At 43.0% G+C, this 11,091-nt stretch carries 12 protein-coding genes; 6 read left to right on the top strand and 6 right to left on the bottom strand.

Features of this window, described 5'->3' with window-relative positions; translation table 11 throughout:
* Positions 1-26: 26 nt before the first annotated feature.
* Positions 27-1,640: a DUF3078 domain-containing protein gene (locus tag PSM36_RS03030; RefSeq protein WP_076928734.1), complete on the top strand. Its 1,614-nt coding sequence runs from the start codon at positions 27-29 to the stop codon at positions 1,638-1,640.
* A gap of 2 nt (positions 1,641-1,642) precedes the next feature.
* Here PSM36_RS03030 and fmt read toward each other — a convergent pair whose 3' ends face one another.
* The 6 genes from fmt to recR all read right to left on the bottom strand — a co-directional run bounded on the left by fmt (position 1,643) and on the right by recR (position 6,880).
* Positions 1,643-2,620: a methionyl-tRNA formyltransferase gene (gene fmt, locus PSM36_RS03035; RefSeq protein WP_076928735.1), complete on the bottom strand. Its 978-nt coding sequence runs from the start codon at positions 2,618-2,620 to the stop codon at positions 1,643-1,645.
* A gap of 75 nt (positions 2,621-2,695) precedes the next feature.
* The gene (locus tag PSM36_RS03040; RefSeq protein WP_076932008.1) at positions 2,696-4,486 is read right to left on the bottom strand and encodes a chloride channel protein; all 1,791 of its coding nucleotides are present in this window, start codon (positions 4,484-4,486) and stop codon (positions 2,696-2,698) included.
* A gap of 69 nt (positions 4,487-4,555) precedes the next feature.
* On the bottom strand, positions 4,556-5,119 hold the full coding sequence (locus tag PSM36_RS03045) for an L-threonylcarbamoyladenylate synthase (RefSeq protein WP_076928736.1): 564 nt from the start codon (positions 5,117-5,119) through the stop codon (positions 4,556-4,558).
* 27 nt (positions 5,120-5,146) lie between these two features.
* The gene (locus tag PSM36_RS03050; protein WP_232001504.1) at positions 5,147-5,662 is read right to left on the bottom strand and encodes a GNAT family N-acetyltransferase; all 516 of its coding nucleotides are present in this window, start codon (positions 5,660-5,662) and stop codon (positions 5,147-5,149) included.
* Positions 5,652-6,233 (bottom strand): hypothetical protein, encoded by a 582-nt coding sequence (locus tag PSM36_RS03055; protein WP_076928738.1) that lies wholly within the window; start codon positions 6,231-6,233, stop codon positions 5,652-5,654. Before PSM36_RS03055 ends, PSM36_RS03050 begins: the two co-directional genes overlap by 11 nt.
* Before the next feature lie 14 nt (positions 6,234-6,247).
* Positions 6,248-6,880 carry a recombination mediator RecR gene (gene recR / locus PSM36_RS03060; protein ID WP_076928739.1) on the bottom strand — a complete coding sequence of 211 codons (633 nt, stop codon included), beginning with the start codon at positions 6,878-6,880 and terminating at the stop codon, positions 6,248-6,250.
* 243 nt (positions 6,881-7,123) lie between these two features.
* On the opposite strand from recR, the gene PSM36_RS03065 reads away from it, so the two are divergent.
* The 5 genes from PSM36_RS03065 (at position 7,124) to PSM36_RS03085 (ending at position 11,042) form a co-directional block, all read left to right on the top strand.
* Positions 7,124-8,053, top strand: coding sequence for an NAD(P)-dependent oxidoreductase (locus PSM36_RS03065; RefSeq protein WP_076932009.1), 930 nt, complete (start codon positions 7,124-7,126; stop codon positions 8,051-8,053).
* Between the two features lie 138 nt (positions 8,054-8,191).
* Entirely contained in the window at positions 8,192-9,271 is a 1,080-nt protein-coding gene (gene serC, locus PSM36_RS03070; RefSeq protein WP_076928740.1) for a 3-phosphoserine/phosphohydroxythreonine transaminase, read from the top strand.
* Positions 9,272-9,416: 145 nt separating this feature from the next.
* A complete protein-coding gene (locus PSM36_RS03075) occupies positions 9,417-9,779 on the top strand; it encodes a BlaI/MecI/CopY family transcriptional regulator (RefSeq protein ID WP_019538484.1) in 363 nt (120 codons plus the stop codon).
* A gap of 254 nt (positions 9,780-10,033) precedes the next feature.
* Complete coding sequence (locus PSM36_RS17585; RefSeq protein WP_179947215.1) at positions 10,034-10,363, top strand: hypothetical protein; 330 nt, start codon at positions 10,034-10,036, stop codon at positions 10,361-10,363.
* A gap of 43 nt (positions 10,364-10,406) precedes the next feature.
* Positions 10,407-11,042 (top strand): tetratricopeptide repeat protein, encoded by a 636-nt coding sequence (locus PSM36_RS03085; RefSeq protein ID WP_161947547.1) that lies wholly within the window; start codon positions 10,407-10,409, stop codon positions 11,040-11,042.
* Positions 11,043-11,091: the final 49 nt, after the last annotated feature.

An 11,091-nucleotide genomic window follows, 5' to 3' on the forward strand; every position in this document is an offset into this window, starting at 1 on the left:
ATTGACGTAAAAAATAAAATAATCGTATGAGACGAATTATTATCCCCTTTTTGATAATAACAATATGTTCGTTCGGAGTGATAGCTTCCGGGATTGAAAATAAAGTTGTCGAGAGGCCGGACTCTATAACAATGATAGATAGTCTTGATCTGTTCAGGGATATCACCGATATCAGCAGGCAGATTGAACGTCGTACAATGCAAGCCAAGGAGAGAATTGATAGTGAGGTTATATCTCCGCAACAAGGGGCTGATACACCTCCCAACCCCATTATCACACCTCCCGATACTATCATCATACCTCCGGTTTCAAACCCGGTAGCGAGGGGAACAGTCTCGATAATAGTTAAAGATTCAATCCCTCTATTCCGTAACCCGTTGGATTCCATTTATTTCAGGAGGGAAAATGGGACGCTGCAACTTCCTGTGAACTATAATAATGTTGGATCAATGAATGGACTCTCGTTCCGTGACACACTCTTTTATAATCCACTTTTCCTGCCTATGATATTTACGGGGAAGATGCTTCCTCGGGAATTATCTTTATACCCTGTTGAAGAGGATCATGATAAGGGAGCCCTCATTCCCCGGGAAAAGACCTTTGCTCCCCGGCTGGATCATGTGGACTTTGTTCAAAAGGTGAGACGCGATTATTATGTAAAATATCCCGACAGGATCAGATATTCCGTGGCTAGTTTTGATTCAATACCCAGTTTGGAATCAGATGACCGGGTAGTGAGGGAGACATTTAATCCTTTCCGTGAGTTGATAAAGGTTGAAACAGCTTATTCATTAGATGCTCCCGGTATTGAAGGTGTTACAATTGGTAGAAAATACTGGGTGCGTTCCGGAGAACACTCTTTCCAGTTTGCCCAGAACTATTTCTCGGATAACTGGCACAAAGGAGGGGTTAATAATCTGAATTTTAATAGCCTGCATATATTGAGGGCTAATTACCATAAAGATAAGGTGAAATTTAATAACACACTGGAGTGGCGTTTATCTGTCTTTAATGCTCCTGACGATTCGTTACGCAAGCACCGTATCGGTAATGACCTTATTCGTTATTATGGCGACTTTGGGGTAGATGCTTTTGGTAAAGGATGGTCTTACTCTACCAACTTAGAGGCAAAATCCCAGATGTTTAAAGCATATCCGGTCAACTCGAACGATCTTCTTTCGTCATTTATGTCTCCTTTGTATGTCAATGCAGGGATCGGGTTAAAGTATAATATCGACAAAAAATCCGAGAGAGTACGGCATCGCCGGGTGAGATGGGAATTGGCGCTTGCCCCTATCTCCATCAACTACACCTATGTGTTGAACAATGATGTGGATGTGAAACGGTTCGGGATTGATGAAGGAAAGAAATCCCAACTGGATATCGGTAGTACCCTTACATCAATATTGAAATACGACATCACTAGGTATATTTCCTGGGATTCGCGTCTGACCTACTTTACCAGTTACGAGAAAGTTATATCGGAATTTGAGAATAGCCTGAATATGGCATTGAGCAATGCTTTCTCCACGCGTATTTATGTGAACATGAGGTTTGACGATGGAGTTCCCGCAGATCCTAAATTCAAATATTTACAGGTGAATCAGACCCTTAGCTTTGGGCTGAATTATAAATGGTAATCTTAATTGAATCGTACTTTCTTTTCGAAATGGTATCCATTCAGGAAGTCGATGATACTCATTCGTTTCTTGCCTGTTAATTGAAGTGAGCCAATTCGTAAGAAACCATCCTTTACAACCACATCGAGGTATGTCTTATTGTCTGTCCTGATGCTTCCCGGCAACAGGTTGTGTGTTGTGTCCGCAATCGGTTTACTGTCAAATAGTTTGAAGCGGAGTTTCTCTTCACTGTTTTCGGTTACTAATTCTGTCCATGCTGCCGGATAGGGTGATAAGCCACGGATAAAATTATAGACTTCCTGTGTGGATTTATCCCAGTCGATCTGGCAATCTTCCTTGAAAATTTTTGGAGCACTTTTTAATTCGGAGGCATCTTTGAAAAGTTTGTCCTGGGGGATCGATTGTACATTCTCTTCCAATATGGCGTCGACCGTCTTCAGTACCAGTTGAGCTCCCATTGTCATTAACCTGTCGTGTAGAGTACCCGCATTGTCCTGATCATCGATTGTGGTTTTTTCCTGAAAGATTATCTTACCGGTATCAATCTCGTGTGAAAGAAAAAACGTAGTCACGCCGGTTTCTTTCTCTCCGTTGATAATAGCCCAATTGATAGGGGCAGCACCCCGATATTGGGGCAGGAGGGATGAATGGAGGTTAAAAGTGCCTTTCGGCGGCATATTCCATACTACTTCGGGCAGCATGCGGAAAGCGACGACGATTTGCAGGTCGACACCCAATTCTTTTAGTTTATTTAGGAACCCTTCATCTTTCAGTTTTTCGGGTTGCAGTACCGGTAGCCTCTGTTGGAGCGCATATTGTTTTACCGGTGAAGGTTGTAGTTTATACCCCCTGCCTGCCGGCTTATCGGGCATGGTGACAACCCCCACTACATTATATCCGTTCTCTACCAGTGATTTTAGAGATTCTACGGCAAACTCGGGAGTACCCATGAAGAGGATACGTAATGATTTTTTGTCCATGAAATAGTTAATTAAAAATTACTAATTACTAATTACCAATTACCAATTACCTCATTGGCATATTGGCACATTAGTCTACTCATCTGTTTCGGAGTAATTTTCAACCAAAACCTCCCTGTAGGAATTGAAAACAGACGATTGTGACAGCAGACCCTGATAGACTCCTTTCTGGTCTACCACAGGTAAATTCCATGCCTTGGTATTCTCAAATTTCGCCATTGCCTCTTCCATAGTGCTGTGTAATTCTATTGTGGCTGGCGCCCCGACCATGAATTTCTTTACGGTGAATCGATCATATAATTCGGGGCGGAACATGATATTGCGGATATCATTCATCATCACGAGTCCCAAAAGAATACCCTTGTCATCTACTACCGGGAAAATATTCCGGTGGCTGGTAGAAATCACCCTTACTACATCACCGAGCGTCATTTCAGGCGTTACTGTCGGGATATCCTTTTCGAGCAGGTCTTTAATCTTCAGAAAAGTGAGAACGGCTTTGTCTTTGTGGTGAGTGATCAACTCCCCTTTTTTGGCAAGACGTATGGCGTAGATACTGTGCTTTTCGAATATCATGATAGTCCCGTAAGAGAGTAGCGATACGATCATGAGGGGGAGGAACAGGTCATAGCCTCCGGTCAACTCTGCAATAAGGAAGGTGCCGGTAAGCGGTGCATGCATTACCCCGGCCATCACCCCAGCCATCCCCATCAACGCAAAATTTTCCTGTGGCAGAAATATTGTATATCCCAGTTGATTGAGTGTGTACGAATAGACAAAACCAACGATGCAGCCTAAGAACAGGGTGGGAGCGAATACCCCTCCGGTACCGCCCCCACCGTTGGTTGCACTGGTGGCAAAAACTTTAAAGAGAATGACCAGTATCAGAAAAGCCACAATAGTCCATCTGCTTTCCAATTGGTGAAAGAAACTTTCATTGGTAAGTGAATTGAACAGATCTCCACTAGCTAACAGGATATTGATAGTATTGTATCCTTCCCCGTAAAGCGGTGGAAAGAAAAAGATAAGCAAACTCAGCATGGTTCCCCCAAGCAGGAATTTTTTCCAATATGAAAGTCGGTGGAAAAGTCTTTCCAAACGGCTCATGACACGTATCACGTATAAGGAGAGGAAACCGCAGAGTATACCCAGAAAGATTACATGGGGAATACGATTGAGCGTGAAAGGTTCGATCAGCGTAAAGGCAAACATGGCGTCCATGCCCGTGAGGATGTATGATACCGTAGTGGCTGTCACGGCTGTTACCAGAAGAGGCAATATGGAGGCCATGGTAAGGTCGAGCAGCAATACTTCTATCACAAAAAGAATGCCTGCGATGGGTGCTTTAAAGATACCTGCGATAGCTCCCGCGGCTCCACAACCTACCAGGATCATCAGGCTGCGTTGCTCCAGTTTAAAGAATCTTCCCAGGTTAGAACCGATGGCGGAGCCGGTCAATACGATCGGTGCTTCCGCTCCTACTGACCCCCCGAATCCGATGGTGATGGAACTGGCTACTAACGACGAATACATATTGTGAGGCTTGATCCTGCTTTTCCGCTGGGAGATGGCAAAAAGGATCTTTGTGACACCGTGACTGATATCATCCTTCACCACATATTTTACATACAGGCCTGCAATCAGGATTCCTGCAATAGGGTAGAGCAGGTAAGAGAAGTTGAGGTTGGGACGACTGAAATTTTCGGTGAGAAAGACCTGGAAAAAGTGGATCGCCGTTTTAAGGAAGAAAGCCGCCAATGCCGTGAGAATTCCCACTAAAAAGCAGACAAACAGTAAAAAATGACGCTCCTTTATGTGTCTGTCGCGCCAAATAAGAAATTTATTGAATCTTTCTGTCAGTTGCATCGGGGAATGAAATTCAAAATAACTAACTTTAGTGAATGAACAGCCTTTATGCAAAGATAATTAATTTTTTTACTTACGTATAATTTTGATGGAGCCGTCTTTTCCCAGTTTAACTATTCCCGATGGTTTGGCTTTGGTTTGTTCTTTTTGCCGGTACGTAACAATATAATCCACTCCCTCTTTGATCGTTTGCCCGATTTCCGAAAAAGAAGAGGGCGAGGGATCTCCACTTATATTGGCTGATGTGGATACAATAGGTTTGCGGAATTGCCGGCATAACTCCATGGAAAAAGTTTCGGCTGTAATACGTATGCCGATGGATCCGTCCGGAGCAATGAGGTTTGGTGCCAGGTTCTTGGCTCCGTCATAAATGATGGTGAGGGGTTTGTCGGCCAGATCTATCAGGTCCCAGGCAATGTCGGGTACCTCCTTTACGTATGTCTGCAATTTGGCGGGATTGTCCATCAGGACAAGCATCGATTTGGTGTCGTCTCGCTGCTTCAGATCGTAAATACGTTTTACGGCCTCTTCATTAGTCGCATCACAACCGATACCCCAGATGGTATCAGTAGGATAAAGGATGATTCCTCCTTTCCTTAATATGTCGCATGCTTTTTTTATATCGTCTTGCATTGTTCTCTCAAAAAATATTGTATGGTCTTATGAATTGAGTTTTTGCATTATCAACGCGTGGCAGAATGAATCTTCCGAGGCAAGCCACTCTTCCAGCAGCCCACTCTTCCGATATCCCGTTTTAGAGAAAAGACGGATACTGCTGTTGTTCTTTTCAGGAATGATGGCGTAAAGTTGCCTCAAATTGAGAAATCGAAACGCGTAATCTTCAAGTAGCATGAGTACCTGCATGCCATATCCCCGGCGACGGTGTTTACTGTCTATCAATATCCCCACACCGGCTCTCCTGTGGAACGGGTCAAAATCATACAAGTCGACGGTGCCTATGCATTCGTCCGTTTCCCTCAGTGTTACCATCAACCGTAACTGCTTGTCTACATATATGTCATGCTTATAGTCGATCAGATATTGTTTGATGGAGTAACGGGAAAAAGGTACGATAGAGGCTCCTTTTTGCCAAATGGCAGTGTCGTTTTCCCAGGCGTAAAGCAAATCCAGATCCTCCGGTTCGGGAGCACGTAGGCGAAGGATATTATTTTCCATCAACTTGTTCATTTTCCGGATAATTATATTCTATTGGCTCGGGATTATTTTGTATCTCTTCCAGAAGTTGTTCTTCCATCTCTCCGGATTCTCTTTCCTTTTGTTTAGGTACCACTAGTCCCTCTTCTTCTGTCAGACCCTGCCCTTCCGGTAGTTTGGTGAGACCTTCCAGTTCCGCATAAGATGGCTTGCAAAAAAGAAATACGATAAAAAGTACCACTGTAAACCAGAAAAAATTCATGTTTCGGGAGATATTAAACAGGAAGATATTCATAAGTGCCACTGTGCTGATGGTGTATAGACGTATGAAAGAGATATTTTTATATTTATTTGAGGCGGTCGGGATATCTACGGGACAAGCCGACTTTTTCAGCCGGTCGACAAAAAATTTCAGTGAAGCCGGAATGGCTATAATAGTGATCATGATGGCATATCTTTCCAGAGTGGCACTGATTGCCTGTCTATCTGCAAAGAGCGGGATCATACTAAATATGGAAAACAGGAAAATGACTGCCAGCAGGATAATGTTCCCGTAATAATGTCCTCTCAAGAGTTTTATGGTTTTTTCCATTACATGCGTGTTTTTCATTTTGATACCAGTTTATAGGATTCATCAAATGGAGTCCGGTTCATAATAGAGCGGCCAAGTGTCACCTCATCAGCATACTCGATCTCATCTCCAATCGATACTCCTCTGGCTATGATGCTTACTTTCACCCCGTAAGGTTGAAGTTTGCGGTAGATATAAAAATTGGTAGTATCACCCTCCATGGTTGCACTGAGGGCAAGGATCACCTCCCGGATTTCACCCGATTTCACCCTCTCTTCGAGACTGGCGATTTCCAGATCAGACGGGCCAATGCCATCGATAGGGGAGATAATACCTCCTAAAACGTGGTAAAGTCCACCAAATTGTACCGTTTTCTCGATGGCCATCACCTCTTTTACATTTTCCACAACGCAAATCAAAGAACTATCCCGTGATTTGTCGCTGCAAATATTACATACATCCGTATCGGAGATGTTGTGACAGACAGAACAATATTTGATTTCCCGCTTCAATTTTAGCATAGTACCTGCAAAATTGGCTACTCTCCCTTCATCCTGACGCAACAGATGGAGTACCAATCGTAATGCCGATTTTCTTCCAATCCCGGGGAGATTGGCAAATTCGTTGACTGCATTTTCGAGTAAAGCGGATGGGTAAGGACTGTTCATTTATGTAACATTTTCGAGTCGTACAAAGATACGATGATTCAATTTATCGGACAAATAACTTTTAAATCACAGAAAATGGAATCATCATGGATTTTTTATTCCGATTTCGTTTTTTGTTAGATATAAGTTTGTAAATTTGCAATTCTTAATTACAAAGTGATAATTTTAAAAAGTATATAAAAAGCCCTGACTTGAGGGAATCGGTCAAGTATCCGGTAAAATTTTTATAAACAAAGAATGAATATGAAAGTACTTTTGGCAACGAGTAAGCCATTCGCTTTACCTGCTGTACAGGGGATTCAGCATATTATTGAATCTGCGGGTCATAAGTTCGTGAAGTTAGAGAAGTATGAAAATGAAAGCCAGTTGCTTGATGCTGTGAAGGACGTGGATGCTTTGATCATACGAAGTGATATTGTCAATAAGGAGATAATGGAGGCAGCCCCCAATCTGAAAATAATCGTAAGGGCAGGGGCCGGTTACGATAATGTGGATTTGGAGGCAGCTACCAATTGCGGTATCTGTGTGATGAATACCCCGGGCCAGAATGCCAATGCCGTAGCTGAGCTTGTTTTTGGCATGATGATCTATGCTCAGCGTAACCATTTCGATGGTTCGGTAGGGCGTGAGTTGACCCGCAGACGGCTGGGGTTATATGCTTTCGGGAACGTAGCAAAAATGGTGGCCAAGATAGCGAGAGGCTTCGATATGCCGGTGTATGCTTTCTCACCTACGCTTACACACGACGACTTGCGTAAAGAAGGGGAATATGGGGTAATCACTGCCTATACCAATAAGGAACTGTTCGGGAATAGTGATTTTGTATCACTCCATATGCCTTTGCTGGAAGAAACACGGTACTGTGTGGATTATTCTCTTTTGTCCCTGATGCCACAAGATGGGCTTCTTATCAATACAGCTCGTAAGGAACTGGTGGTTGAAGATGATCTCATCCGTATCATGGAAGAGCGCCCCGCTTTCCAATATGTTACTGATGTCAAGCCCGACAAACATGAGGAGTTCCTGGAAAAATTCCCGAGACGTTATTTTGCCACTCCTAAAAAATTGGGTGCGCAAACTACAGATGCTAATAAAAATGCAGGATTGGCAGCTGCCAATCAAATTGTGGCATACTTTCAGAACGGAGACGAACGTTTCAGGGTAAATCTGTGAATTTAAGTGGGAAAGTGATTAGGTGCCTAAGTGTCCGAATGTCCAAGTGCCTGAGTGGTTAATCCCTCACTATTCACTTTTAATTCTCAGGAATTCATAACTTATAACTCATAACTCATAATTCATAAATATAATCGTATGCAAAAGTACAATTTTAATGCTGGTCCGTGCGTACTTCCCCGGCCGGCAGTAGAGTCAGCCATTGAAGCGATACGCGATTTCGACAACACCGGAATAGGTATTCTGGAAATATCGCATCGTACTCCGGGATGGGAGCGGATCATGAAAGAGACAGCAGATTTGTGGAAAGAACTGCTTGATATTCCCGATAATTATCGGGTACTTTTGCTTGGCGGAGGAGCCAGTACACAGTTTTTTATGGTTCCGGCCAACCTGATGAAGACGAAAGCGGCATACCTGCAGACCGGGGTGTGGGCTAAAAAAGCGATCAAAGAAGCGAAATTTTACGGGGAAGTGGAGGTGGTGGCCTCTTCAGATGACAAGAACTACTCCTATATCCCCAAAGGTTATACTATTCCGGCAGATGCCGATTATTTTCATATCACAACCAATAACACCATTTACGGAACTGAGATACACGAAGATATAGATAGTCCCGTGCCATTGGTTGCAGATATGTCGTCCGACATAATGAGCCGTCCGGTAGATATTTCCAAATATGGTATTATTTACGGTGGAGCCCAAAAGAATGTGGGGCCGGCGGGTGTGGCCTTCGTAATTGTCCGTGAAGATATCCTGGGCAAGATCGACCGGCCATTGCAGACCATGGTCGATTACCATACACATATCAGCGACTCCGAAAAGAACCGTTCCATGTTCAACACACCTCCCGTATTTCCTATTTTTGTGATGCATGAGACCTTGAAATGGGTGAAGGAACAAGGTGGTGTTGAGGCGATGCACAGGCTCAATAAAGAGAAGGCGGGACTTCTCTATGATGAGATAGACCGTAATAAACTTTTCGTGGGGACTGCTGCCAAAGAAGACCGCTCCATCATGAATGTCTGCTTTGTGATGAATGAAGAGTATAAAGATAAAGAGTCCGCTTTTCTTGAGTTCGCGAAAGAGAGAGGTATGATAGGTATCAAAGGCCATCGTTCAGTAGGCGGATTCCGTGCTTCTATCTATAATGCCTGCCCAAAAGAGGCTGTAGAGGCTTTGATCCGGTGTATGCAAGACTTTGAAGAACAGGCCTGATTCCTGTTGCATGTAGATTATCAAGAGCTGTCTCTACCATTGGAGGCGGCTCTTTTTATAATTATTTAACCAGATTATTTTTACGAAACGTATTGTTTGTTACGATAAAGTCGTAGATTTGTATTATTAATATAGATAAAAAGATATGGAACGTTTAACTCATCAGGAAGAAAATGTAATGTTGCATGTGTGGCAACTCAACGAGTGTGCCATTAAGGATGTGGTAGATAGAATGGAAGATCCGAAACCGCCCTATACTACGGTGGCATCTATCTTCAAAAACCTCGAGAATAAAGGATATCTTGCAAAGAGACGATTTGGGAATGTGAAGGTATTTAAGCCCGTGATATCGGAATCGGCCTATAAGAGGCACTTTTTATCAGGGGTAGTGCAAAGTTATTTCGATAACTCTTATAAAGAGCTGGTTTCTTTTTTTGCCAAGGAACAGAAAATTACGGCAGACGAACTTGAGGAGATTATTCGCCTTATTGAGAAGAAACGGAAGTAAGGAGTTGTTTCAACCAAATTGAACAAATCATGTCACTCTTTTTTATATACCTTATACAAGTAAATATTGCGCTGTCCCTTTTTTATCTCTTATATACAATTGTATTGAAGAGGGATACCTTTCTGCGGTTAAGGCGCCTTTTTTTCTTGTCAGTGGTTATTTTTTCTCTCCTTTATCCTTTTTTTACGATTCCTGGCCTGAGTGATGTGTGGACTACCCGATCTTCTGACCTTCAGGAAACGGCTGTCACCGTTATGAAGGGTGAACCAACTACTACGTCAACGGTATTGGAAGAGGAGTCTACACGACCTGTAATTATTCCTTGGGGAAGCATCCTTGCACTGTTTTATACAGTTATCACGCTTGGACTCTTGTTACGGTTTGTCTTTCAGCTGCTATCCATTTATAATATATGGGTAAAAAGTGAGAAGCAGGTTATTTCAGGGATACCTGTGCATCAACTGAAGAAAGATATTACTCCCTTCTCTTTTTTCAGTTTGATTTTTATTCATGCCGAAAAGCATTCCGAAACCGAATTGTCCCAGATTCTGTTGCACGAACAATCTGACGCAGACATATCTTGAAAATATTAATCCCGCACAGCAACTAATCGGTCAATTGAACGGGATGGCTCATTATTCGGCAGGCAATTATAAGGAAGCGACCGAACGGTTAAAAGATAATATAATTCTGGGTGACAGTTCGTATACAACCTGTTACTATCTCGGTATGAGCCTATATGCCTCCCAATTGTATTATGAGGCCGTTACCTGGCTGGAAAAAGCATACAATCAGAATAATAGCGATACCAATATCTATCTGCTTTATTATTATGGAACAGCCCTTTCCTGGACATACAACCGGAAGAGAGGGATAGAGGTGCTGGCGGAAGGAGTGGAGATAATCGAGAAAATGAATGAGATGTTGTTTGATTTCGATCGCTCCTTTGGTGATGCCTATATGCGGTCGGGAAGTTTTGTCAAGGCCGTGGAGTATTACAGTTCGGCATATAAGCGCGATTCCCAGGCCCACTCACTACTCTACAATATTGGTTACTGCTATGATTTAAACAAGGATTATAAGAATGCGATCAACTACTTTGAACGTTTTCTAAAGACGGCTCCCGAGGGGTGGGATGCGGATATGGAGGATCTGGCAGATGGTGAAGCCGGAAAACCTAGCACCACTGACCGGCTTTACAGATATGTTGCCTTACGCCTTGAAAAATTAAGGGAGGAACTGTTCTTCCAGAATAATAAATAATGCTTGTTTGCGCTCGAATAACCATCGAATAACAGTTGAACAACTACCG

This window comes from Proteiniphilum saccharofermentans, assembly GCF_900095135.1.
Taxonomy (GTDB): domain Bacteria; phylum Bacteroidota; class Bacteroidia; order Bacteroidales; family Dysgonomonadaceae; genus Proteiniphilum; species Proteiniphilum saccharofermentans.